The sequence below is a fragment of the Enterobacteriaceae bacterium Kacie_13 genome (assembly GCA_013457415.1).
GTDB lineage: Bacteria > Pseudomonadota > Gammaproteobacteria > Enterobacterales > Enterobacteriaceae > Rahnella.
The window spans coordinates 2,170,973-2,194,650 of the sequence record CP045665.1 but is presented as its reverse complement, the minus strand read 5'-3'; the positions used below and the strand labels follow the sequence as shown (position 1 = coordinate 2,194,650).

20 protein-coding genes are annotated in these 23,678 nt (G+C 56.3%); 7 read left to right on the top strand and 13 right to left on the bottom strand.

The genetic code is table 11. The annotated features are described in order from the left end of the window. Window positions 1-17: 17 nt before the first annotated feature. From hutH to GE278_10065, 3 genes are all read right to left on the bottom strand, one after another. On the bottom strand, window positions 18-1,568 hold the full coding sequence (gene hutH / locus GE278_10075; protein QLK61082.1) for a histidine ammonia-lyase: 1,551 nt from the start codon (window positions 1,566-1,568) through the stop codon (window positions 18-20). A 93-nt stretch (window positions 1,569-1,661) separates the two neighbouring features. Beyond that, window positions 1,662-2,234 carry a HutD family protein gene (locus GE278_10070; GenBank protein QLK61081.1) on the bottom strand — a complete coding sequence of 191 codons (573 nt, stop codon included), beginning with the start codon at window positions 2,232-2,234 and terminating at the stop codon, window positions 1,662-1,664. Next, on the bottom strand, window positions 2,231-3,604 hold the full coding sequence (locus GE278_10065) for a formimidoylglutamate deiminase (GenBank protein ID QLK61080.1): 1,374 nt from the start codon (window positions 3,602-3,604) through the stop codon (window positions 2,231-2,233). Before GE278_10065 ends, GE278_10070 begins: the two co-directional genes overlap by 4 nt. A gap of 237 nt (window positions 3,605-3,841) precedes the next feature. Here GE278_10065 and hutC point away from each other — a divergent pair, with 237 nt between their 5' ends. The 6 genes from hutC to GE278_10035 all read left to right on the top strand — a co-directional run bounded on the left by hutC (window position 3,842) and on the right by GE278_10035 (window position 10,413). Further along, window positions 3,842-4,642: a histidine utilization repressor gene (gene hutC, locus GE278_10060; protein ID QLK63262.1), complete on the top strand. Its 801-nt coding sequence runs from the start codon at window positions 3,842-3,844 to the stop codon at window positions 4,640-4,642. A gap of 85 nt (window positions 4,643-4,727) precedes the next feature. Further along, window positions 4,728-5,990 (top strand): imidazolonepropionase, encoded by a 1,263-nt coding sequence (locus GE278_10055; protein QLK61079.1) that lies wholly within the window; start codon window positions 4,728-4,730, stop codon window positions 5,988-5,990. Continuing rightward, window positions 5,987-6,814 carry an N-formylglutamate deformylase gene (gene hutG / locus GE278_10050; GenBank protein QLK61078.1) on the top strand — a complete coding sequence of 276 codons (828 nt, stop codon included), beginning with the start codon at window positions 5,987-5,989 and terminating at the stop codon, window positions 6,812-6,814. Before GE278_10055 ends, hutG begins: the two co-directional genes overlap by 4 nt. 137 nt (window positions 6,815-6,951) lie before the next feature. Then, complete coding sequence (locus tag GE278_10045) at window positions 6,952-7,701, top strand: ATP-binding cassette domain-containing protein (GenBank protein ID QLK61077.1); 750 nt, start codon at window positions 6,952-6,954, stop codon at window positions 7,699-7,701. A gap of 20 nt (window positions 7,702-7,721) precedes the next feature. Beyond that, window positions 7,722-8,702 (top strand): extracellular solute-binding protein, encoded by a 981-nt coding sequence (locus tag GE278_10040; protein QLK61076.1) that lies wholly within the window; start codon window positions 7,722-7,724, stop codon window positions 8,700-8,702. Window positions 8,703-8,757: 55 nt separating this feature from the next. Further along, on the top strand, window positions 8,758-10,413 hold the full coding sequence (locus GE278_10035; GenBank protein ID QLK61075.1) for an ABC transporter permease subunit: 1,656 nt from the start codon (window positions 8,758-8,760) through the stop codon (window positions 10,411-10,413). Between the two features lies 1 nt (window position 10,414). Here the strand turns inward: GE278_10035 and GE278_10030 are convergent, their stop codons facing one another. From GE278_10030 to GE278_10015, 4 genes are all read right to left on the bottom strand, one after another. After that, window positions 10,415-11,911: an MFS transporter gene (locus GE278_10030; GenBank protein QLK61074.1), complete on the bottom strand. Its 1,497-nt coding sequence runs from the start codon at window positions 11,909-11,911 to the stop codon at window positions 10,415-10,417. A 120-nt stretch (window positions 11,912-12,031) separates the two neighbouring features. Then, window positions 12,032-12,718: an ATP-dependent dethiobiotin synthetase BioD gene (gene bioD, locus GE278_10025; protein ID QLK61073.1), complete on the bottom strand. Its 687-nt coding sequence runs from the start codon at window positions 12,716-12,718 to the stop codon at window positions 12,032-12,034. A 194-nt stretch (window positions 12,719-12,912) separates the two neighbouring features. Further along, window positions 12,913-14,136: an ROK family protein gene (locus GE278_10020; GenBank protein ID QLK61072.1), complete on the bottom strand. Its 1,224-nt coding sequence runs from the start codon at window positions 14,134-14,136 to the stop codon at window positions 12,913-12,915. 164 nt (window positions 14,137-14,300) lie between these two features. Continuing rightward, window positions 14,301-15,206, bottom strand: coding sequence for a LysR family transcriptional regulator (locus tag GE278_10015; protein ID QLK61071.1), 906 nt, complete (start codon window positions 15,204-15,206; stop codon window positions 14,301-14,303). 138 nt (window positions 15,207-15,344) lie between these two features. Between GE278_10015 and GE278_10010 the strand changes: the two genes are divergently transcribed. After that, window positions 15,345-16,652 (top strand): MFS transporter, encoded by a 1,308-nt coding sequence (locus GE278_10010; GenBank protein QLK61070.1) that lies wholly within the window; start codon window positions 15,345-15,347, stop codon window positions 16,650-16,652. Between the two features lie 211 nt (window positions 16,653-16,863). On the opposite strand, the gene ugpC is transcribed toward GE278_10010, so the two are convergent. Genes ugpC through GE278_09980 form a run of 6 tightly spaced genes read right to left on the bottom strand, consistent with a single transcriptional unit; the run spans window position 16,864 to window position 23,023 of the window. Then, window positions 16,864-17,961 carry a sn-glycerol-3-phosphate ABC transporter ATP-binding protein UgpC gene (gene ugpC / locus GE278_10005; GenBank protein ID QLK61069.1) on the bottom strand — a complete coding sequence of 366 codons (1,098 nt, stop codon included), beginning with the start codon at window positions 17,959-17,961 and terminating at the stop codon, window positions 16,864-16,866. Between the two features lie 4 nt (window positions 17,962-17,965). Continuing rightward, window positions 17,966-18,808, bottom strand: coding sequence for an ABC transporter permease subunit (locus tag GE278_10000; GenBank protein QLK61068.1), 843 nt, complete (start codon window positions 18,806-18,808; stop codon window positions 17,966-17,968). A gap of 11 nt (window positions 18,809-18,819) precedes the next feature. Continuing rightward, window positions 18,820-19,743, bottom strand: coding sequence for an ABC transporter permease subunit (locus GE278_09995; GenBank protein QLK61067.1), 924 nt, complete (start codon window positions 19,741-19,743; stop codon window positions 18,820-18,822). 60 nt (window positions 19,744-19,803) lie between these two features. Beyond that, entirely contained in the window at window positions 19,804-21,084 is a 1,281-nt protein-coding gene (locus GE278_09990; protein QLK61066.1) for an extracellular solute-binding protein, read from the bottom strand. 60 nt (window positions 21,085-21,144) lie between these two features. Further along, complete coding sequence (locus GE278_09985; protein QLK61065.1) at window positions 21,145-22,323, bottom strand: hypothetical protein; 1,179 nt, start codon at window positions 22,321-22,323, stop codon at window positions 21,145-21,147. Next, window positions 22,310-23,023 (bottom strand): FCD domain-containing protein, encoded by a 714-nt coding sequence (locus tag GE278_09980; protein QLK61064.1) that lies wholly within the window; start codon window positions 23,021-23,023, stop codon window positions 22,310-22,312. Before GE278_09980 ends, GE278_09985 begins: the two co-directional genes overlap by 14 nt. Window positions 23,024-23,678: the final 655 nt, after the last annotated feature.

Below are 23,678 nucleotides of genomic sequence, written 5' to 3'. Positions count from 1 at the left end.
TTATCGGTTCAGGAGAATCAGGCAAAACTCGGCAACAGCGCTTCAACCGCCGCCGGCCAGCGTTCGCGGGTGGCCCACAGACGCATCATTTCAACGTCGGGGGCCATCAGGCGGTCATGTTCAAGGAACGGCACATCAGCGCGGATGGCTTTCAGCTCATCTTCCAATACGGGTGAACTTTGCAGCGGACGATGGAAATCAATGCCCTGTGCGGCGGCCATCGCTTCAATCCCCACCACGACGCTGGTGTTAAAGCACATGTCACCGAGACGACGCGCGGCGTAGGTCGCCATCGAGACGTGATCTTCCTGATTGGCGGAGGTCGGCAGGCTGTCGACGCTGCCAGGATGTGCGAGGGATTTGTTTTCAGAAGCCAGCGCGGCAGCGGTCACCTGCGCTATCATAAAGCCGGAATTTACGCCACCATCGTTGACCAGGAACGGCGGCAAGCCGGAAAGCCCGGTATCGAGCAGCAACGCCATGCGGCGCTCTGAAATTGCGCCAATTTCAGCAATCGCCAGCGCGAGAATATCCGCGGCAAACGCCACCGGCTCGGCGTGAAAATTACCGCCGGAAATCACATCGCCGTTTTCGGCGAAGACCAGCGGGTTATCGGATGCCGCATTGGCTTCGATGCGTAAAACACGGGCGGCGTGATGAAGATTATCCAGACACGCACCCATCACCTGAGGTACGCAGCGGATGGAATAGGGATCCTGCACGCGACCGCAGTTGGAATGCGACGTGACAATGTCACTGCCAGCGAGCAAATCGGACACCGCCGCCGCTACCGCGATTTGCCCCAGCTGACCGCGCGCCTGATGAATACGCGGATCCAGCGGTTTCACCGATCCTTTGATAGCCTCCAGCGACAGCGCACCCGCCACCAGACCGGCGGCAAAAACGCGTTCCGCTTCAAACAGCCCGGATAACGCCAGTGACGTCGACACCTGCGTGCCGTTAAGCAGCGCCAGCCCTTCTTTCGGCCCCAGCTCAAACGGCGGCAGCCCGACGGTTTTCAGCCCCTCGACCGCCGACACTTTCTTACCCTGAACCGTTACCTGACCTTCACCGATAAGCATCAGGGAAAGATGCGCCAGCGGCGCTAAATCTCCGGACGCGCCCACGGATCCTTTCTCAGGAATGCACGGGTAAACACCGGCGTTGAACAAAGCGATCAATGCGTCGATTACCTCAATACGAATACCGGAATGCCCGCGCGACAGGCTCAGCACTTTGGTCGCCATCACCAGACGTACCACGTTATCCGCCAGATCCTTGCCAATGCCGACGCTGTGCGACAGCACCAGATTGCGCTGCAATTCCGCCAGCCTTTCCGCCGGAATGCGCGTTTGCGCCAGCTTGCCGAAACCGGTATTTATGCCGTAAACCACCTTGCCGGATCCCACGATACGCGTCACTGTTTCCTGCGAAGCCTGGACGTCCGCCCGCGCCTCCTCTGCCAGCTCAAGGCGGACGTTACCCTGATAAATCTGGCGTAACGTCGGTAAATCAACCTGACCCGGTTGCAGATGGCAAAGGATCAATTCTGGAGATGAAGAAGCCATAATCTATTCCTGTATAGACAAGTTAAGCTAAACGTAAACCCGACGCAGAACGCAGTCTGTCGGGCTGTCTTACGCAACGAATGTAAGTGACGATTAATCCGTAATAATTGACGCCCACAGCAGCAGTCCGTCTGGGTGTTTTGTGCTGACGGTGACCGGATTTATCCGGGCATTTCCCGTCCAGTAAAAGCCATCGCCCTGTCCGATTTGCATACCGTCCGGTAATTGCCAGTGGCCGCTCAGGATATAAATCACGCCGCCATGTTGCGGGGAAATTGTGAGTGTTTCGCGGGCGGCGATCACCTTCGCACGACAGGTTTCACGACGGGTCATGATGTTAAAATCGGTGGTTACGCTGCCCAGCAACCGGGCACTGACCGCCTGTTCGCCGTGAAAAGAAAAAGGCTCACCGGCGCGGTTCAGGGAATGGTCGATGTCCGGCGCCGCCAGCAGATGGACGCCTTCACCGCTGAGTAAGGTTATCGAACGGTCAATGCCGGGAAAAATGGAAAACGGACCGTCCTGTGCGATGGTCGCAATGCTGGCGCGCCAGTCGAAATCCGCATTTCCTGCCGGAACACGGATGATTTCGCGGGTTTCGCCACCGCCGTTGCGCCAGGGGCTGACCGGCAGCCCCAAAAAGCTGAATGGCTGCCAGCCGGTCATGCCGCACGCTCCGCCAGCTGGTTCAGTACCTTGAGGAAAGCTGCCGCTGCGGTCTGCTGCTGTTCATGCTGACCTTCGACAATGCGCGCGATACCGCCGACATAGACATCGCGGATTTGCCCGCTGTTACCGGCAAACAACCAGCGGTTAAGAATTTCGGTATTTTTGGCCGCCGCCAGATAGGGATCGCTGCCGTCGAGCACCAGCCAGTCGGCACGATAGCCCATGGCCAGCTTGCCGATCGCCGCACCGCATGCCTGCGCGCCGCCTTGTAAAGCGTGGGAATAGAGCACATCACCGACGGAATGCTGATGCGGCAACGTCAGGCGGTTACGGCGCTGATCGCGCAGACGCTGGCCATACTCAAACCAGCGAAGTTCTTCCACCACATTTAGCGACACGTGGCTGTCGGAGCCAATCCCCCAGCGGCCATTGTGACCAAGGTATTCCACACCGGGGAAAATACCGTCCCCTAAGTTAGCTTCGGTCGTCGGACATAATCCAGCCACCGCACCACTTTTCGCCATACTGGCTAATTCAAAACGGTCGGCGTGCGTAGCGTGGATCAGGCACCAGCGGGGATCAATATCCAGGTTATCATACAGCCAGCTGATTGGCCGCTGGCCGCTCCAGCCGAGGCAATCGTTCACCTCTTTTTGCTGTTCGGCAATGTGAATATGCACCGGGAAATTTTTGTCGCCCGCTGTCAGCACCTCGCGCATTTGCGTGAGCGTCACGGCGCGCAGCGAGTGGAAACACAGACCGGCATTTTGCAATGGCTTGCCGCCAATCTGCTGGCGGATGACATCCTGCTGTTGCAGATAGCTGTCCACGTTCTGAATAAAACGTTTTTGCCCGTCCTGTGCGGGTTGCGCGCCAAATCCGGCGTAGCTGTACAGCACCGGCAGCAGCGTCAGGCCAATGCCCGCCTGCTCTGCCGCCCCGCTCAGTTGCGCTGTCATTTCGCCGCGATCGGCATACGGCTGCCCGCTGATATCGTTGTGCAGATAATGGAATTCGGCGACCTGCGTATAACCCCCCTTGAGCATTTCGATGTACAGCTGACGGGCGATGACGCCAGTTTGCTCAGGTGTCAGACGCTGCACCATGCGATACATCAGATCGCGCCACGTCCAGAAACTGTCCTGCGGATCCCCGGCGACTTCTGCAAGCCCGGCCATCACCCGCTGGAAGGCGTGCGAATGCAGATTCGGCATCCCTGGCACCACCGGCCCGGAAAGCGTGATGCAGCCTTGCGGGTCGCTGCCCGGTGTCACCGCCGTCAGCATTCCGGTGGCGTCAACCTCCAGACGAACATCCTGCGCCCAGCCATCGGCAAGTAAAGCGCGTGAAGCAAAATAAGCAGCCATGACATCGTTCCTGAATCAACATGGGGAAACATAAATGCAATTATTGATAAACAACTGCTACTGTTTTAATCAACTTGTCTATACATATACATATGCCTGATTGCGCTGTAAACTTGCAACACGAATTTTTTTGATTTTTGTTTTCGCCGTCCCCTTTTCGTTTGCCTGCCCGTGGTGGACACTACGGGGCTGAGAACAGAAAACAATTCAGCAAGATCAATGAGCGAGGTACGAGACATGTCGGAGCCGACACCACTTTTTCATTCTGGTGCAGCGCAACAGGGAGTGTCCCAACAGACATTGTCCGAACTGGCGGCCGCAATGAGCGATACCCCCGCCCCTATCTATCAGCGCGTAAAACAGGCGATCGTCAGCCAGATCCGCGCGGGCGTATGGAAGCCACATCAGCGTGTGCCTTCCGAGAGCGAGCTGACCAACGAGCTGGGCGTCAGCCGCATGACTATCAACCGCGCGCTGCGGGAGCTGACCAGCGAAGGTTTTCTGATCCGCATGCAGGGTGTCGGCACCTTCGTGGCCGAAGCCAAGGCCTATACGCCGATGCTGGAAGTCCACAACATCGCCGATGAAATTGCCGCACGCGGCCACCAGCACGACAGCAAAATTCTGCTGTGCGAAGCCAGACTGGCAGATGCCGCACAGGCGCAGCAGATGGAAATCCCCCTCGGGCAAATCCTGTTTTATTCACAAATTGTGCATTACGAAAATCATGTGCCGGTACAGATCGAAGAGCGTTTTGTGAATCCGGAAATGGCCCCGGATTATCTGCAAGAAGTGCTGAACAAGCAGTCGCCATACACCTATCTGATGACCATCGCGCCATTGACTGCCGGGGAGCATCGTGTGGAAGCCGTCAGCGCCAGCGACGAGCAGCGGGAGCTGCTACAACTGAGCGAGCACGAGCCTTGTCTGCTGATCCACCGCCGCACCTGGAGCGGCAGCCGCGTTGTCACCTCGGCGCGGCTTATCTACGCCGGTTCTCGTTATCAGCTGTTCGGACGCTTCACCAGTCACGGTTGAGAGGCTTTTCACTTGCCGGTTTTCGGGTTATGCGCTAGGTTGACTTTAGTTGTCTATACAAGATCAACCTTGCCCGGAGCCTGACATGTCCTTAACGCTGTCCCCTCACTTCTCATCTGAACCCTCTTCACAATGTGACAGCGTCTGGCGTGGTGCCACGCTGATTACCATGCAGGACGGGAAATACAACCTGATCGAAAACGGCGCAATCGCCGTCAGCGGTGGCCGCATCCTGTGGCTCGGCCCTGACGCTGAGTGCCCGGACTACCCGAATGCTATCGAACATGAATTCGACGGCGGGATCATCACGCCGGGGCTGGTCGACTGCCATACGCATCTGGTGTTTGGCGGCGACCGCAGTGCCGAGTTTGAACAGCGGCTGAATGGCGTAAGTTATGCCCAGATTGCCGCCGCGGGCGGCGGGATTTTATCGACGGTCAACGCCACCCGCGTTGCCACTGAGGATGAACTGCTCGCACAGGCGTTGTTCCGCCTGCAACCGCTGCTGGCAGAAGGCGTAACCTGCGTGGAGATTAAATCAGGCTATGGTCTGAGCGTGGAAAGCGAAATTAAAATGCTGCGGGTGATCCGCAGGCTTGGTCATATGCTGCCGGTCGAGGTGAAATCCACCTGCCTTGCTGCACATGCACTGCCCCCTGAGTTTAAAGACCGGCCTGATGATTACATTCAGCTAATTTGCGACACCCTGCTGCCGGCGGTTGCGCAGGAAAATCTTGCCGATGCCGTGGACGCGTTTTGCGAACATCTGGCGTTCTCACCGCAACAGGTTGAGCGCGTGTTCAATGCCGCAAAATCCCTCGACCTGCCGGTAAAACTTCACGCCGAACAACTCTCTTCCCTGCACGGCAGCGCGCTGGCTGCAAGCTATCACGCGCTGTCTGCCGATCATCTGGAATACGCCACCGAAGACGATGCCAAAGCCATGGCCGCCAGTGGCACCGTCGCGGTGTTACTGCCGGGCGCCTATTACCTGCTGCGCGAAACGCAGTGTCCGCCGGTGGAACATTTCCGCACTTACGGCGTGCCTATGGCGCTGGCCAGCGATGCCAATCCGGGGACATCTCCGGCACTTTCCCTGCGCTTAATGCTGAATATGGGTTGCACGCTGTTTCGTCTGACGCCGGAAGAAGCGCTGGCCGGAGTGACCTGTCACGGCGCACGGGCGCTGGGTTTGCAGGATTCTCACGGTACCCTGGAAGCGGGCAAGGTCGCCGATTTTATTCACTGGCCGCTGTCGCGTCCGGCTGAACTGGTTTACTGGCTGGGCGGACAGTTGCCCTGCACCGTTGTATTTCGTGGTCATCTCCGTGGAGAAGTTCGTTTATGAGCCTTTCAGTTAATCCTGCTATTGCCAAGCCCTTACATTTCATCAGGGGATCCGCCCCGCTGCTGATCAGCATTCCGCACGCCGGGACGCACCTGACGCCGGAAGTCGCCAGCGGGCTGACCGATGCCGCGCTGCCGCTCTCTGACACCGACTGGCATATTCCACAGCTGTATGATTTTGCCCGCACGCTCGGAGCCAGCATTCTGGTCGGGCAATATTCACGGTTCGTGATTGATCTCAACCGTCCGGCGGACGATACCCCGCTCTACACCACCGCCACCACCGGTCTGTTCCCGGATACGTTATTTGATGGCCGCCCGACGTTTAAAGCCGGGATGGAGCCGACCGTGGCGCAGCGTCAGCAGTATCTGGCGCAAATCTGGCAGCCGTATCACCAGACCATTGCGTCAGAACTGGCGAGGATGAAACAGGAATTCGGCTACGCGCTGCTGTTTGATGCACATTCTATTGCCTCACAAATCCCGCGTCTGTTCGATGGCAAACTGCCGGATCTCAATATTGGCACCAACGGCGGCGCGAGCTGTTCGCCACAATTAAGCGCTGTAGTCGAAAGCGTTTGTCTGCAACAGTCGCGCTTTAGTCATGTGCTTAACGGGCGTTTCAAAGGCGGTTATATCACCCGCGAATATGGCCAGCCGGATATCCATCAGCACGCAGTTCAGCTGGAGCTGGCGCAGGTAAATTACATGGAAGAAATCGAGCCATTCGCCTATAACGAAGATAAAGCCCGTGAACTGCAAGGCGTCCTGAAACCGCTGCTGGAAGGCATACTGGCGTGGGGCGAACAGCACTATAAGAAATAAAACAGTAATACGTTGGTTCGGTGCAGGTTCCCCGCCTGCACCGCCAAATCCCTACCTTCATAAACCTGTCATTTCTTCGTCACACTCTCTCTTTAGGCTCAGCAGCACCAATAAGTCCCAAAGAGGATAGTACCGTCATGAACATTCCAGCTTTTAAAGGCGGGAATGCGCCACCGCGCATTGCTTCACCACCCGCTATCGCCCTCCATCAGGTGTCCTATTTTTTCGGCAGCACACCGGTACTCAATCACGTCAATCTCACGGTGCCCAAAGGCACGATCCTCGCCCTGCTCGGCCCCTCAGGCTGCGGCAAAAGTACGTTGCTAAAAATGCTCGCAGGCTTACTGCAACCTGCATCCGGGCAGTTAAGCTTCGACGGCGAAATTGTTGCCAGCGGCACATTCAGCCTGCCGCCGGAACGACGTAATCTCGGCATGGCTTTTCAGGACTACGCGCTGTGGCCGCACATGAGCGTGCGGCAGAACGTCGCATTTCCACTGCAAATGCGCGGAGTTCGCGGCGCACTTCAGCAGGAAAAAGTGATGGCGGCGCTCGATCGCGTCGGGCTGGCAGATTTCGTCTCGCGCCGCCCTGGCGAGCTTTCCGGTGGCCAGCAACAACGTGTGGCGCTTGCGCGGGCGATTGTCGCTGAGCCACGCATTCTGCTGTTTGACGAACCGCTTTCCAATCTTGACCGCGATCTGCGCGAAAGTTTGTGCGAAGAGATGGCGACGCTGCTGCGCCAGCTCGGCACCACGGCGGTGTACGTCACCCACGACCGGCACGAAGCTCGCGCGCTGGCGCACTGTATTGCGCGCATGGACAAGGGCGCAATCGCCAGTATTGACCTGAATGATGCTTCCGTTGTTTCCCCTTTTGTTGCTTAACCTCTGATGGAATTGACCCAATGACTCGTACACTTTTATCCAGAACCAAAACAGGCGTAATGACCGCAATGACTCTTTCTCTCGCAATGGCAGCGGGCAGCGCACAGGCGCTGACGCTTTACACCGCCGGGCCGGGTTCGCTGGCCAAGAAACTGGCGGCGGGCTATGAAAAACAGACTGGCGTAAAGGTCGATGTATTTCAGGCGACTACCGGCAAAGTGATGGCCCGTCTGGAAGCCGAACAGGCCAACCCTCGTGCCGACGTGCTGATTTCGGCGTCATGGGATACCGCAACCGACCTCGAACAGCGCGGCTGGCTACTGCAATATCAAAGTCCAAATGCGGCGCAGGTTCCGGCGCAGTTCAAAACGCCGTATTACGTGGCGCAGGGCATTTCCGCACTGGGGATTGTGTGGAATACCAAAAGCGGGACGTCCGAGCCGAAAGACTGGGGCGACCTGACCAAACCCGAGTTTAAAGATAAAGTCACCACGCCGGATCCCTCCCTGTCCGGCGCCTCGCTGGATTTGCTGATCGGGTTGCAGAATGCTCATGCACAGCAGGCGTGGAAATTGTTTGATGACCTGAAAGCCAACGGCATGATCATCGCCGGGCCGAACGCACAGGCGCTGACGCCGGTGTTACAGGGCGCGAAAGCGGCGGTATTTGGCGCGGTGGATTACGTCTCTTACGCCAGCATGCAGGACGGCGAATCCGTCAAAGTGATTTTCCCGCAGAGCGGCACCGTGATCGCCCCGCGTCCGATGATGATCCTCAAATCCAGCCAGCAGCAAAAAGAGGCCAAAGCCTTTATCGATTACGCGCTGTCGCCGGAAGGCCAGCAACTGGTAGCGCAAGCATGGCTGATGCCTGCACGTTCCGATATCGACGCCAAACGTCCGCTGTTTAAATCTTTGAAGTTACTCCCGGAAGATCCGAAGGCGTCGGCCTCACGCAAAGACGTTCTCGATCGTTTCGCCAAACTCTTCACCCAGCCATAACCGCCCGCCGGGCTGCGCCACAACCTGTTGCGCAGCCTGTTCTGAGAACTAAATCATGAATAAGAATGCTTTTCTGCCGGGCGTGACCGGCCTTGCGCTGCTGTTGCTGGTTGCCGTACCGGTCAGCTTTGTCGTGTTACAGGCTATTTTTCCGCATCTGGATACCAGCAGCTATTCTGCGCCGTTCAGCGCCTTCTTCCGCGTATTCGCCGAACCGCAAATGCTGGCGCTAATCGCAACGACGTTAAAAGTCGGGCTGGGCGTGGCGGTATGCAGCGCTTTTATCGGTATACCGCTCGGCGCACTGCGCGGCTTATTCCGGCTGCCGGGCGCGGCGCTGTGGGATGTACTGTTTCTGGTACCGTTTTTGTTGCCGCCGTACATCGCCGCGCTGTCGTGGATGCTGGCGTTGCAGACCAACGGTTATGTGCAGCAGTTACTGCCATGGCTGCATCTCAATAATTTTCTGTTTTCACTGCCCGGCATGATTGCAGTGATGACGCTGAACATTTTTCCGGTGGTCTATTTCGCGGTTTCACGCAGCATGGCCGCCAGCGGAAGCCGGCTTGCGGATGTCGCACGGATCCACGGCGCGGGCGCATTTCAGGCCTTTGTCCGCATTACTCTGCCAATGGCCTTACCGGCGATGGCGTCGAGTTTGCTGCTGGCATTCACGCTGTCGATTGAGGAATACGGCGTGCCCGGCGCGCTGGGCTCACGCAGCGGTATTCTGATGCTGACGACCGGCATCGAGCAGCGGCTGGCGGACTGGCCAATCGATTTACCGGGGGCGGCGGTGCTGTCGCTGGTGCTGGTGGCGATGGCCTTATGTGCCTACAGCGTGCAGCGCGCGGTGCTGGCGGGGAAAAACGTCGAGAGCATGACCGGCAAACCGGCGGACGTAACACCAAAACCACTGTCCGGCTGGACTTTTCCGGTGCTGGCGCTGTTTTCACTGGTGGCACTGATTGCCGTCGCGCTGCCTCTGGCATCTATGCTGGCAACGGCATTTTCCGGCACGTTATCCGGCGGGCTTTCACTCTCAAATCTCACCCTGCGGCACTTCGCGACGCTGTTTGCCGTCCACGGCGATGCGCTTGGTGCGCTTTCTACCAGCCTCAGTCTGGCATCAGGGACAGCGCTGATTGCTGGCGCAACCGGATTTTTGGCGTCATGGCTGGTGGTAGTGAGGAGAATTCGCGGCGCGGCAGTGATCGACGGGCTTTCACTGCTGCCCGCGGCATTGCCGGGAATTGTGGTGGGGGTCGGGCTAATTCTGGCGTGGAACCGTAGCTTCTGGCCGGTCACGCCCTATAACACCTGGGGGATTTTGCTGCTGGCCTATTGCTGCCTGTTGCTGCCGTATCCGGTGCGCTACGTCAGTGCGGCGCTGAAACAGATTGGCGGCAATCTGGATGCCGCCGCCCGCGTTCACGGCGCGACGGCGGCGCAGACATTGCGACTCATCCTTTTGCCACTGGTGTTGCCGAGTTTGCTGGCATCCATGATGATGGTCTTTGCCGTCGCGTCGCGGGAACTGGTCACCTCCCTGCTGCTGTCTCCGGCAGGTGTACAGACAGTGTCAGTATTTGTCTGGCGACAGTTCGAACAGGGTTCCGTGGGTGATGGCATGGCGATGGCGTCGGTCGCAGTATTGCTGAGCCTGACGCTCATGTTAGCAGCGTTCAGGCTTTCGCAACGGCGGGTTTGAATTAGCTTTCGCGCTGCGGTTCTGCGTGTGGCCGGTCACCTGCCGGGATCAGTAAACCGGCAGCGACGGCCAGCACGGAAATCACCGCCGACACCACAAACACCCAGTGCAGCGAAGCCGCCACGCTGTTGGTCAGTGCGCTGAGCTGATCAGAACCCATCGCGCTGCGGGTGGCTTTTTCCATCAGTTGCTGCACCGGATCGGCAATTTCAGGCAAACGGTATTGCAGATTGAGATTGAGCGTCGCGCCGAGCAGCGCGGTGCCGATGGCAGAACCCAGCATCCGCGTAAATAACGTGGATGCTGTGGCGATTCCGCGGATCGCAGGGCCGACACTGTTTTGCACTGAGACGATAAAAGTGGTGTTACACAGCCCCATTCCCGCACCAATCGAAAATGCTGCCAGACGCGCAATCCACAGGCCAGACGTCGTTGAAAGCAACAGTAAAGCCAGACTGCCGCCCACCAGCAAAATTCCGCCAATCACTGCCGTGGCACGATAAGACGTCGCCTGCATCAGACGGCTGCTGAGCATACTCGCCAGCGGCCAGCCGATGGACATCAGCGCCAGCGTGGTACCCGCCTCTAGCGGCGTGCCGCCGAGCACGCCCTGCACGTAGGTCGGCAAAAATGCGCTGATCCCCATCATGGTCGCGCCGATAATCAGGCCGCCGATATTCCCGGCGATGATCACCTTACTTTGCCACAACTCCAGCGGGAACAGCGGCTCGGGCGTCCGTCGTTCCTGCCGAATCAGCAACAGCCCGCTGCACACCGCCAGCGCAATCAGCCCCAGCGCCCAGTAACCGAGCACTTCGGCCTGTAACAGCGCCAGCAACAGTGCGGCTACGGAGAGCGTCAGATAACCGGTTCCCGCCAGATCCAGCTGATGTTGTTTGCGCTGTCCGTCGGGCGGCAGGTATTTGATCAGAATGCCCATCGCCACCAGACCGATCGGCACGTTAACCCAGAACACTACTGCCCAGTGAAAATGCGAAACAATAAACGCGCCCATCAGCGGGCCGACGATCGCCGAAACGCCCCACACGCTTGACAGATATCCCTGCGCCCTGGCCCGTTCCTGCGGGCCGTAGACGTTGGCGATAAGCGTGGTGGCAATCGGTGTAATCGCCCCGGCCCCCAGCCCTTGCAAGGCGCGAAAACCGATCATCCAGCCGAGCGATGGCGCAAATCCACACAGCACCGAGCCAATCAGAAACAGTGTGGTGCCGATGAAAAACATCTTCCGGCAACCGTACAAATCCGCCAGCCTGCCATACACCGGCACGGTAATCGCCTGCGTCAGCAGATAGACCGCAAACACCCAGCCAAGCAGCGAGAAACCGCCGAGATCGCCAATGATAGTCGGCATCGCGGTGGCAACAATCGTCACTTCCACGGCGGCCATAAACATCGACAACATGCAGGCGATGAGGATCAGTGGGCGATGAGCATTTTTAACGACGGGGGTATGTTCAGATGAGTTCGTAACGGCCATGTTCTCTTTTTTCTTCAGATTGATGCGCTAAAGCTAATCCTGAATTATAGCCAAAAAAAACGGCTCCGGGTGAAGAAGCCGGAGCCGTTTAATCAGTGTAGAAGGTTGCGCCGCCGCCCGTCAGGCTTTGGTCAGCGTTTTCAAATTAAAACTGGAGAGATCGATAAACTTCGCCATGTCACGACTCTCTGCGCGTGGCAGATAGGGAATTTCACCGAGCAGTGGCGCGGAAATATTCGCGGTAAGCGCATCGATAGTCTCCTGATAATGAGCAAGGCAAGGATTAATTCGGTTCGCTACCCAACCCAGCAAAGGTAATCCATCGGCAATAATAGCCTGCGCGGTTAATAACGCATGGCTGACACAACCTTCCTGAATACCCACAACCAGTACAACCGGCATATTTTGCAGACGTACCCAGTCTGAATATAAAAGATGCGGAGTAATCAAGGTTCTCCAGCCATCACATCCTTCGACAACCACCGAATCAGCCTCTTCACGCATAAAATTGAGGCCGTTGGTCATTATTTCAAACACATTCTCAGGTATTTCACTCGCATAAATATCTTCATCGGTTAATGCCAGAGGCGTTATTTTCTTAAAAGGATAAGCAATAGAAGATGACTGCTGGAGAGTTACCGCATCTTTATTTCGAACCCCGTCGGCCAACTCCTGGCTGCCAGTTGCAATAGGTTTATAGCCCAGAACGCAGCGATCCTGCGCGGCTAAGGCCTGAAGCAAGGCACGTGTGACAATGGTTTTACCTACACGGGCATCCGTACCCGTGACGAAAAAGTGCGTTAACATGGAATTCAGGCTCCGGGATCTCTCCGTCTTATTGAAAGATAATCTCCGGAAAAACATCGCCAGAGACAAAGTAACGACGGAAAGTCTAGGCGATGCGAGATGCGAGCGATTTGCGTTAGCGCAATGTTTTGTTGACCAGCGCGAGAAAGCTTATTCGGATTTATTTTAAATCAGTCTTTAACGTTATAAAAAACTTAGCCTTGTAAGAGTTTTATCAGCAATGATCCGCTGTAAAGCGCGTCTTTAACTAATGCCGCACCGGGCATAGTCCCCTGATTATAAAATTGCGTGGATTCGAGTTTGATATTTTCGCTATATGCCGGAAGAGATTGTTGTTGAATACACGACATTATCGCCGGATGCAGAATATCTTGCGATAAATTAAGCGGTGAGCCGATCAGCACTTTTTCAGGATTAAACAGATTGACCATGATCGCCAACATCCGTCCGACACTCTGCCCCACGCCAACGATGACGTCTCGCGCCAGCTGGTCGCCACGGTTGGCGGCGTCGCACACCGCTTCAATCGTCAGCGACACGCCATGTAATAAGCTCGCAGGTGCCGGGACAGCCAGGCGCTGACGCACCAGTTCCAGAATGCTGTCGGTGCTGGCGACGGTTTCGAGACAGCCGTGATTCCCGCAGTAACAGCGTTTGCCGTAAGGATCGACTTGCGTATGGCCGATTTCCACCACACTGCTGCTGCCAGCATGGAGAACGCGTCCGCTGGTTATAACGCCCGCGCCAACGTTGTGATCGATAACAATCTGCACCACGTTTTTGCAACCGCGCGAGGCGCCGTAGAGGGCTTCCGCCAGCGTCCACGCGCTGATGTCATGCTGCACGAACACCGGCAAACCCGTGTGTGCGCAAAGGGTATCGCCAAGCGGCATATCGAACACATCGTGATAAAACGGCATGCGGTGAACGATGCCGCGCCGTGCGTCGATCATGCCCGGCAGGGTAATGGCGATGGCGGTAAGGCGTTCGAGTTTGCGCTGATGACGGATAAAGAACAGATCGATTTCTGTGATTATACGCTGCATCAGTGACTGAGGAGCCTGTTCCGGCAGCGGCAACACTTCTTCTACCACCAGCTTACTGCTCAGATCGCGTAACCCCAGCGTGATTGAACCGGGGCTGATGCGGGCAGAAAGATAGTGCCAGGCCTGGGTGTCGAGCGCTAATCCGATGGCCGGACGCCCGCGGCTGCCGGGATCCTGAAACTCCGTTTCGAGCACCAGGTGTGCCTGAATCAGTTCACGGACAATTTTAGTAATACTGGCAGGTGCCAGCTGGGCTTTTTTGGAAAGCTCTATGCGCGAAATGGGACCAAACTGATCGATCAGGCGATACACAGCACCGACGTTAGTTTGTTTGATTTGATCAATATGGCCGGGCTGCCCATCGGGGATCACTCAAGGAACTCCTGTTATTTTCGCGCTTCAAAATAAAGATTAGAGGCTATGGTGGGGTTTTTGCCATATGTCGTCAACTATTTGATTCGTTATGTGATTTGGTGCACACATTGCGCCAAAACACGTTCGGAATTGACTGGAAATCCAGCAGCTTTTGTCTTATATCAAACGCCGTCCTCTTCCATCATCAGTTCCATAAACGCTTTAGTCGCTGCCGTTATCGGCCGTTCGCTATGATTCACCAGCCAGAGTTCGGTGATGCCCTGCATTTCCCCGAAGCGTAAATACCTTACGCCATCGACCTGAATGCGCAGATAGGACGCCGGTAAAATCGACACCCCCAGTCCCGCGGCCACCAGCCCGATAATAGTCAGCGGCTCGCCCACTTCCTGCGTGATATACGGTGTGATCCCCTGCGCTTTGAGCTGTATGAGAATATCGTCGTACAGCGAAGTGCCGACGTCTTTGGAGAAAAACACGAACGGCTGATCGGCCATATGCTGGAACGTCAGTTCACCGGCAGGCAAATTATTCAGCGGATTGTCTTTATGCACCACGGCAATCAGCGGCTCAGACCATATCAGCTGATGAGCCAGCTGTGGTGGCAGGTCGCCGTTGCGCATAATCCCAAGATCCAGTTTGCCTTCCAGCAGCGGGTCGATCTGCTGCTTGCTGTTGAGCTGTTCGATGCGGATATTCACGTCGGGATAGGTCAGCCGGAAACGGTGGAGAGTACGGGAGACACGGCGTAAAAACGGCGCCGAGGAGGTCAGTCCGAGTGTCAGATTTCCGGACTCACCGCGATGTATCCGCGCTGCCTGCTCTGACGCTTCTTCCACCCGCTGCAAAATTTGCCGCGCTTCGTGCAGAAATGCCACGCCCGCCTGCGTCAGGCGCACCGTCCGGTTACTGCGATAAAACAGCGCCGCGCCGACGTGGGCTTCCAGCGCCTGTATTTGCTGGCTAAGCGGCGGCTGGGAGATATGCAGCCGCTCCGCCGCCCTCCCGAAATGCAGCTCGTCAGCGACGGCGATAAAATAACGCAAATGACGCAGTTCAATGTGGCTCATGGCGCAGGTCTGGCTCCGATTGATATTTTAAACATATCGTTTTAACGAAATTAATATATTAGACAATATAAAGCCCACTGTTAAAATTTTCATACATTTTCAAATAGTTTTTATTATCACCCTCGTTAAGGATTTACAGTGAAAACCACCCAGCGGAATGCCGCTGCACTATCCAGGGCTCCCTTCGACAAACGTCTGGTTAACGACGATGAGTTAAATCCTGACACTGCCGTCGCCCGCACGAATCCAAAATCGCCCTTTATCAAACGTGGTACACCGCAGTTTATCCGGGTGACACTTGCCCTGTTTTCTGCCGGGCTGGCGACGTTTGCATTGCTGTACTGCGTGCAGCCGATCCTGCCGGTGTTGTCCCATGATTTCGGCGTGTCTCCCGCGACCAGCAGCCTCTCGCTGTCGCTATCTACCGGTTTGATGGCCATAGGCCTGCTGTTTACCGGGCCGGTTTCGGATGCGGTCGGGCGCAAATCGGTGATGGTGGTCGCCCTGCTTCTCGCGGCGGGATGTACGCTGGTCTGTTCCTTTATGCAAAGCTGGGACGCCATTCTTATCATGCGTGCCCTGATTGGCCTTTCACTCAGCGGCGTGGCAGCGGTGGCGATGACCTATCTCAGCGAAGAAATTCACCCGAGCGTGGTGGCTTTCTCGATGGGGTTATACATCAGCGGTAACTCGATTGGCGGCATGAGCGGGCGTCTGGTCAGCGGCGTACTGACCGATTTCTTCTCATGGCGCATCGCAATTGCGGTGGTCGGCATCTTTGCGCTGGCGGCGGCCATCATGTTCTGGCGCATCCTTCCACCTTCCAGACACTTTCGCGCCAGCTCGCTGAAACCGCGCAAGTTGCTCATCAACTTTAAACTGCACTGGCGCGACAGCGGCCTGCCTTTGCTGTTCGTCGAAGGTTTTCTGCTGATGGGCAGCTTCGTGACGATGTTTAATTACATCGGCTATCGTCTGCTCGGCACGCCGTACAACATGAGTCAGGCCATCGTCGGGATTTTGTCAGTGGTGTATCTGATGGGCACCTACAGTTCGCCGAAAGCGGGCGTGCTGACCGGCGTCTATGGTCGTGGCCCGGTACTGATCGGCGCAATCGCCATCATGCTGGCCGGTATTCTGCTCACCGCGTTCTCGCCGGTATGGCTGATTTTCATTGGGATGATCCTGGTCACCGGCGGGTTCTTCGCCGCCCACTCCGTCGCCAGCGGCTGGATCGGCAGGCGCGCACGCCGTGCGAAAGGACAAGCCTCCTCACTGTATCTGTTCTGTTATTACGCGGGATCGAGTGTGGCGGGTACGCTGGGCGGATTCTTCTGGCATGCGTACGGATGGAGTGGAATCACAGCGTTTATTAGTTTAATGCTGGTGGTGGGTGTAGGCGTAGGGGTTAAGTTGATGAGGCTGGCGGAGGCACGCGTTGTTTGAGTGCGATGGCCGCGTTCAAAAATCACGCCGCAGGGAGTGGTAGGAAACCGCACGTGTTTTAGAGAGCCAGGGATTCTTAAGGGGGGCGGCGATATGCCCCCCTTAAGGCCGGTTTGGGTGGCAACCCAAGATCTTGAGCTTGAAGTTCAAGATCAAGTTGAAAATGAAGTCGATTTAAACGCCGCCTATTTGCAGCGGCCTCTGCAAAAAATCAATTTTCCCCTTGCTTCACCAGCCGTTTCTGACTCCCCCCCTCAAACACCTGCACCCTCCCGGTATCAATCTTAATCCACACCCGATCACCCGGTGCGGCCCCCGATCTCACCATGCTGTAAACACTCAGCTTTTCACCCCCCAGCGTGCCGTGGATAAGCTCACTCAGCCCGGTCGGCTCAATCAGGGTCACATCCAGAGGCAGCGCGCCCGGCGCGTCCGGTGTGCAGAGCACAATCGCCTCGGGGCGGACGCCGTAGATTACTTTCGCGCCGCTTTGCAGGCCGGTGATGGTCGGATCCACCGGCAGTGTCAGGGTGGGATGAATACGCAGTTGCGGGGCGGAATCGCCCATCTCGATCGTACCCTCGATGAAATTCATCGAGGGTGAACCGATAAAACTGGCGACGAACTTGTTGGCGGGCGTGTCGTAAAGCTCAAGCGGCGTGCCGACTTGTTGGATCAGGCCGTGGTTGAGTACCACGATACGATCGGCGAGCGTCATGGCTTCGACCTGATCGTGGGTCACGTAAACAATCGTGTTGCGCATTCTCTGATGCAGACTTTTGATTTCGATGCGCATCTGGCCGCGCAACTGTGCGTCCAGGTTGGAGAGCGGTTCGTCGAACAGGAACACCTGTGGTTCACGCACGATCGCCCTGCCCATTGCCACGCGCTGACGCTGCCCGCCGGAAAGCTCTTTGGGGCGGCGATGCAACAACGCCGTCAGGCCGAGAATGTCGGCGGCTTTATTCACGGCGGCGTCGATTTCAGCTTTCGGCCGCTTTTGCACTTCCAGGCTGAACCCCATATTGCGCGCCACCGTCATGTGCGGATAGAGCGCATAACTCTGGAAAACCATCGAGATATCCCGGTCTTTCGGCGCAACCTGATTCATCAGCCGCGTGCCGATGTGGATGTCCCCCGCCGTCGCCAGTTCCAGTCCGGCGATGGTGCGCAATAAGGTGGATTTGCCGCACCCCGACGGGCCGACCAGCACCACGAACTCGCCGTCTTTGATGGTCAGGTTGATGTGCCGCAGCACTTCGACATTGTCGTAACGTTTTTGAAGATCGGAAATCGTAATCTGAGCCATATAATTATCCTTTTACCGCACCGGCAGTCAGCCCCTGAACCAGGTAACGCTGAATGAACGCAAAGAAGAGACAGGCAGGGATCAGCGCCAGCACTGCCGCCGCCATCATGTCGCCCCAGGAAACTGCAAACTTAGACACAAAACTCAGCAGGCCCACCGGGAAGGTCATCACGTCGTTTTTGTTGATTAACATCAGCGAGAACAACAGTTCGCTCCACGCCGCAGTAAACACAAACCCCAGCGTGGCCGCCATGCCCGGCAAGGTCAGCGGGATGATGACTTTACGTAACGCCATGAAACGGCTACACCCTTCCAGCATCGCTGACTCTTCCAAATCTTTCGGAATACTGTCGAAAAACGACTGCATCAGAAAGGTCGCAAAAGGTACGTTGAAGGCGGTGTAAATCAGAATTAAACCCAACAGGCTGTTGGTCAGTCCCAGCGGTGCCATCACTTTGTAAATCGGCGCGAGGATCATCACCAGCGGGAACATCTGGGTGAAAAGCAAAAGCGCAGCCATTACCGTTTTACCTTTAAAGCTGAAGCGGGAAAACGCAAAACCGGCCCCGGCGGCAATCACCGTCGTCAAAAATGCCGTGCCGAATGAAACAATCAGGCTGTTGAAGAAATAGAGCGGAAACTGGCTTTCGGTAAACACGCGCTGAAAATGCACCAGCGTCATCTCGCCCGGCCACATCTTCACACCTTCGCTGTAGAGTAATTTGTCCGGCGTGATAGAGATTTTGATCAGCCAGTAAATCGGGAACAGTGAGAAAATCAGATAAAGCAGGATCCCCAGCCGATGACCGCCTTTGCGCAGCCAGAGATTTAATGACAATACACTCATGTGGCTCTCCTTTATTTCAATAACTGATGGCGGATGCGCAGAAGAACCAGCGCGTAAAGCGTCATCAGCACCAGCAGGAAGACCGCCATCGCCGAGGCATAGCCAAAGTCGAGTTTGCGGTAAGCGGTAGTGAAAATGAAACTCGAGAGAATCGATGTCGAATTCGCCGGACCGCCGTCGGTCATCACCACTATCAGGTCGGCGAAATTGGCGATCCAGATGGTGCGCAGCATCACTGTAATCGCAATCATCGGTGCCAAAAACGGCAGCGTGACTTTACGGAACTGCTGCCAGCCGGACGCACCGTCCATCGCCGCCGCTTCGTACAAATCTTTGGGGATCGACTGCAACGCCGCCAGCAAAGTGATGGCAAAAAACGGAATGCCAAACCAGACGTTAGCCACCACCGGCCCGTACAGCGCCAGCTGTGGGTCAGAGAGAATATTGTACGGCTCGGAAATGATGTGCAGATCGGTCAGCCAGTATGGCAAGACGCCGATCACCGGATTGAGCAACCACGCCCAGGTGAGTCCGGAAAGAAACGCCGGTACTGCCCACGGCAGGAACACCAGCGCCTGCACCCAGCCGCGCCCGGCAAACTCGCGGTTAAGCAGCAACGCCAGCCCAAGCCCCAGCGCGAACTGCAAGACTAAAGACGTCAGCGTCCAGTTGAAGGTGTGACGCAGCGCGGCATAGAAATGCCGGTCGTCAAACAGGGTGCGAAAATTATCCAGCCCGACCCAGCCGGTGTCGGACGGGTTAAGCAGCTGAATATTCTGGAACGCATACGAAATGCCGATCGCCATCGGAACAAAAATAAACAGCGCGATCAGCACCAGCGTCGGGCTGAGGTACACCCAGGGTTCCAGCAGCGCCCGCAAACGGGGAAAGCGCGGCGCGGCAGCGGTGTCTGGTGGTGAAACTTCCAACATCATGACGCGTCTCCAACAAAGGGAAATTTGCGCTCCGGCAGCAGTTGCCGGAGCCGGTGAACCTTACTTCTGCGCGGCGAGCCACGCTTTCTGTTCTTTGGTCAGGTACTTCGCCCAGTCTTTCACCATGCTTTCGGTGTCGTTCTGACCAAGCAGCGTTTCCTGCGAACTGTCTTTGACGATCACCGAGTTAAAATAGCCCCAACCTTTGAAGTGCGTCGGCATGGTCAGCGGGATGTAATCCGGGCTGTTCAGCTCAGCAAACCAGCCAGCAAACTGTGGTGCGTGATAGTAGGCGTCCTGCTCCGCGCCTTTATAAATCGGCAACGTGCCCACAAATTTCGACCACGTCAGGTTATTTTCTTTGTTACTCAGAAACGAAATCAGATCCCAGCCCTGATCTTGATTTTTGCTTTGTTTGAACATCGACCAGCCGGTGTAACCAATGGTCGGATAGGCTTTTCCGTTCGGCCCAAGTGGCATCGGTGCGACCGAGAAATCGTCAGGGTTCATGCTGTTTTTGATGGCGATTAACGCATCCGGATCCTGATCGAGCATCGCGCACTTGCCGGAGTAGAAGCTGGAGACGATTTCATTGAAACCCCAGTTAACGCTGTCTTTCGGCGCATAGCCTTTCTGATACATATCCACCAGGAACTGCGCGCCTTTAATGGCACCCGGCTGCGTCAGGGTGCTGTTGCCCTCTTTGTCGAAGAACTCCGGCGAGCCGTTCATCGCCGCCATAAACATCATCCACGCATTTGTGCCACCTACGCCGCCGCGCATGCAATAGCCGCTGATGCCGTTGCCAAGGGCGCTGATCTTCTTCGCATCGGCCATAAACTCATCCATCGTTTTCGGCGGTGCGGTAAGCCCCGCCTGCTGGAAGAGTTTTTTATTCCAGAACATCGCCCGCAGGTAGAAACCATAAGGGATCATGGTTGCCGTCCCGCCGGAAGAGCGCGCCATGGTCAGCGTTTTGTCGGTCAGGTCTGGCGTGCCACTCCAGCTTTTCAGGCGAGGTTCAAGGTCCGCCAACATGCCGTTACTGGCGTACAGCCCCTGCCAGGTGTCGGGCATTTCGACCACGTCCGGATATTGTCCGCTCTGAATCATGGTACCGAGCTTTTCAAACGCCTGCCCCCACGGCAGCGATACCACTTCAATCTCAACGTCCGGGTGTTGCGCTTTGTAAGCGGTGAGCATTTTTTGCAGCATTTCGGTTCGCGCCGGGCTGGTGATCACTTCCACCAGCGTCAGTTTGGTCGCGGCAAAGCTGGCACAGGAAAAGAGGCTGATACTGAGAGTCAGCAGGCTGAGCACATGACGTTTCGGGTGTCGCATAATCTTGATTCTCCACGGAGCAAAGGGTCGGATCACAGGAACAATCTTTGAGACAAATCTTCAGGAACAGGCGCTTTCGATGGCGTTTTTCAAATCGCGCCACAAATCCTCAGTATCTTCCAGACCGATGGAAATGCGGACAAGCCGCGGCGATACGCCGAAATCAATCGCCGAATTGAATTCACCCGCCTGATTCAGCACAGAGATTGCGGGCATCACCAGACTTTCAAAACCACCCCAGCTGACGCCCATGCGGAATAATTTCAGCGCGTTGCAGAACGTCGGAATGTCGATACCCTCGCTGAGTTCGAAAGAAAAAAGACCGCTGTAACCGGTCAGGCTTGAGGTCGGCTGCGGATCTAAACCGGGATGATTGACCTGCGTAATGCGCGAATAGCCTTGCAGGCGGTGCGCCAGCTGGAGTGCGCTTTCATGATGCTGACGCATTCGCAGCGGTAAGGTACGCAGGCCGCGCAGCAGCAGCCAGGCTTCGTTGGCAGACAGCTTTCCGCCTAAAAACGGGCTGATATAACGGCTGATGGCACTGATACGTTCGGCACTGGAAATCACCAGTCCGGCCACCACGTCGCTGTGCCCGCTGATGTATTTGGACGCGGAGTGGATAACCAGATCGATACCCGCCGCCAGCGGTTTCTGGAAAATCGGCGACGCCCAGCTGTTATCGATCATCGTTACTACGCCGTATTTTTTTGCTAATCCGGCGATCGCCCGCAGATTCTGTTCGCCCATCACCCAGCTGTTCGGGCTTTCGAGATACAACAGCTTCGCGCCCTGCATCGCGTCTTCCAGAACCGCCAGCGAGCTGCCGTCGACGAACTGAGACTCAATCTGAAAACGGGTGCAAAACCCGCGCAGAAAACGGTAGGTGTCCGGGTAAACGTGATTCACGCACACCACTTTATCGCCGGGACCGGCCACGCTGAGAATAGCGTTACTGATCGCCGCCATTCCGCTGCCAAAGGCCAGACAGGCCTCGCCGCCTTCCAGCTGCGCAACCTTCTTCTGCAATTCCACCACCGTCGGATTATCAACACGGGAATAGAGTGCATGGTCGCTGTCGCCGCGAAAACGGGCGATCATGCTGTCATAATCGGTGAAACTGAAGAGTGACGACTGGTAAATCGGCGGCGAGATCGCCCCGCGATCGTGGCGCGCGTCGTGAACTAAACGGGTACTTTCCGACAACTCATCGTGCTGGCTTTCATCATCTTGCTGCATTGATCACTTCCTTCATGTCGCGTTCAGTTATGTTCAGGATGTCGTTGCTCAGTCGTCGCGCGGTTTCAGGTTCCCGCCGCGCGATGGCTTCAAATAGGGTTCGGTGCAGTGGAAATGAATCGCTGAATAACGCCTGTTCCGGCGGCGATTCAAAAAAAGCATGCAACAGGTCGTAGATACCGCCGACCATTTGCAACAGCAGCGGATTGTGCGCGGCGGTATAAATGGCTGCGTGAAACTGCCAGTCCTCAGCGCCGGCAGAACCGACGCTCAGATGAACTTTTTCCATCACATCCAGCTTGTGTTCGATAAACAGTAAATCGCTTTCTGTCGCGCGCACTGCCGCCAGCGCCGAGGCTTCGCATTCGATGATCCGCCGCACCTCCAGCGCGTGCAGCATGGTGGCGGAATCGTTTTTAAAGCGCAGCGACAGGAAGCTGTCGTTGGCGGTGACCTCCGATTGCAGGAATGTCCCGCTGCCCTTTTTACGCACGATAATCCCCAGCGCCTCCCAGCGTTTCAGCGCCTCGCGCACGGTGTTGCGGCTCACTGCCAGCCCTTCGGCCAGCACGCGCTCCGGCGGTAATTTCTCCCCCACGCGGGTACCGGACTGCGCCACATAACGGGTCAGCGCATCCAGCACCAGCGTGTCACTTTGCTGTGGCGCAATCGGGTGCAATAAATTCAGTTCGCCGTGCATCTGTGTCTCCGCGCCTTCGCCAAAATTGGCCCAACAACTCAACCTGTGGACCACTTTGCAATTTATCTGCCACTTTTACGTTCTAATTTTAACCACATGATTTAATGTAATATTGTGTGTTTTACATCCAGACCGGACGCGAAGGGAAAGATCGCCGTGGTGCAATTTGCAGGCGAAATGGACAGTAAACGTGCAGACATTGTTCCGGCGTGGCGTCATGCTGCATTGTCATAGCCGCCCAAATTGGCCTTAAGGTCAACACCGTGGGCGTCGGCCCACACCGACTTGGGGGGCGGCCTATCGCCGCCGCCCCCCAAGACCCCCCGGGCTCTTTTAAACACGCGCTATCGCTAAAACGATGGACGTGTTCTATGACTCCAGCATGTGGCGCAAAACCCTGCCGCTGCGCGGTCCCTTCTCTCGGTCCTGAAGCCTCTGGTCTTCAGGCCGCTCCGTTCAGCAGGATTTTTTAACCGCGCCATCTCACCATTTTTTAAAAAACAAAAAACAAAAAACAACATTTGCACAACGTATTTGGTTATTTTGAAATGATCCGAACCGGTGAAGTTGTGACCTAAAAAGCTTTGGCCGCGTTCAAAAATCACGCCGTAGGGAGAGGTGGAAAACCGCGCGTTTTTTGGCGCGGGTTGTAACC